This is a genomic window from Clostridium sp. 19966, assembly GCF_032335695.1.
Taxonomy (GTDB): domain Bacteria; phylum Bacillota; class Clostridia; order Clostridiales; family Clostridiaceae; genus JACTOJ01.
In genome coordinates this window covers 1-1,713 of sequence record NZ_JACTOJ010000076.1, presented here as the reverse complement: position 1 = coordinate 1,713, position 1,713 = coordinate 1, and the positions used below count along the sequence as shown (strand labels likewise).

The 1,713-nt window shown below is 34.9% G+C and carries 1 protein-coding gene; it reads left to right on the top strand.

All coding sequences use genetic code 11. The annotated features are described in order from the left end of the window. The first annotated feature begins 160 nt into the window (after window positions 1-160). On the top strand, window positions 161-1,615 hold the full coding sequence (locus IAI10_RS24525) for an IS1182 family transposase (RefSeq protein WP_315675937.1): 1,455 nt from the start codon (window positions 161-163) through the stop codon (window positions 1,613-1,615). Window positions 1,616-1,713 lie beyond the last annotated feature (98 nt).

Below are 1,713 nucleotides of genomic sequence, written 5' to 3'. Positions count from 1 at the left end.
GAGGCCACTGAAAAACTGACAAAATAAAGCCGTCATCGCGAAAGTGATGGCGCTTTTACTTTTCATCCATAAATGACCTTAACAAAAAGGTTTTACGAAAGACACGTCGAATATATAACTTAGAAATAAGTTATTTTATTGATTGAAAGGGATGAATTAGATGATTAAGGGTCAACAACAATTTGTGGTAAGTGCGTATCAAGGATTATATGACATTATAATTCCAAAGGACAATTTTCTAAGAAAGCTTAATGCTTTAGTTGATTTTTCGTTCATCTACGATGAACTGCTTGAGAATTACAATGTAAACATGGGACGTGGCGCCAAAGATCCTATCATGCTATTTAAATACCTCATATTAAAGACTACCTATGAATTATCCGATGAGGATGTAGTATCAAGAACACTTTACGATATGTCGTTTAAATACTTCTTAAACTTAGCACCAGAGGAAGTTAATTTGATTCACCCTAGCACATTAACCAAGTTTAGAAAACTACGTTTAAAAGATATGAACTTGCTTGACTTATTAATTAAGAAAACAGTGGAAATTGCTATTGCTAAAGGAGTTTTGGTAAGCAAAACTCTTATTGTTGATGCCACACATACTAAAGCAAGGTATAACCAGAAGTCTGCACAAGAAGTTTTATTGGAGCGAGCAAAATCTTTAAGGAAAGAGATTTATAAGATCAATAGTGGAATGAAAGAAAAATTCCCTCAAAAGGTAACAAATGATAAGCTTGAAGAGATTATTGAATATTGCAGAGGCTTAGTAAATGTTGTGGAATCTACACCTGAGCTAGCAGTATATGATAATGTTAAGCAAAGACTCAATTATTTGAATGAAGCAATTGAGGATGACCTCGAGCATTTAGCACTCTCAACAGACGAGGATGCCCGCATAGGGCATAAGACACAGGATTCCTCATTCTTTGGATATAAAACACACATTGCTATGAGTGAAGAACGTATTATTACAGGAGCTGTTGTTACTACTGGAGAAAAGGCAGATGGCAAAGAACTCCAAGGATTAGTTGAAAAGAGTCAAGCGGCAGGTATGGCAGTTGAGGAGATAATTGGTGATGCGGCTTATTCAGAAAAAGGAAATTTAACGTATGCAAAAGAGAACCAAATCATAATGATCTCTAAACTTAATCCAATAATTTCGTGTGGGACTCGTAAGAAAGAGGATGAGTTTCAGTTTAACAAGGATGCTGGAATGTTTGTTTGCCCTGCCGGGCACATGTCTATAAGGAAAGCGCGACAGAGAAAGAAAGGACAAGGAACAAATCAGTCCGCTACATATTATTTTGATATTAAAAAATGTAAAAGTTGCTTTCAACGAGATGGTTGTTACAAAGAAGGTTCTAAATCAAAAACATATTCTGTAGCTATAAAATCTGAAGTTCATAAAGATCAAATGGCTTTTCAAGAAACGGAATATTTTAAGGCACGAGCAAGAGAGAGATACAAAATTGAAGCTAAAAATAGTGAACTTAAGCACCAGCACGGCTATAATGCTGCATTATCGTCAGGCTTAATAGGCATGCAGATGCAAGGTGCTCTTACAATATTTACTGTTAATATTAAGAGAATTATAAAGCTCCTAACATAGCTATAAGTTTTAAACACTATAGAAAAAGGGAAGAGCACGAAATATTTTACTAAATCGTGAAATGCTTCGTGCTCTATTTAGCATTTAGCTAAATTCTT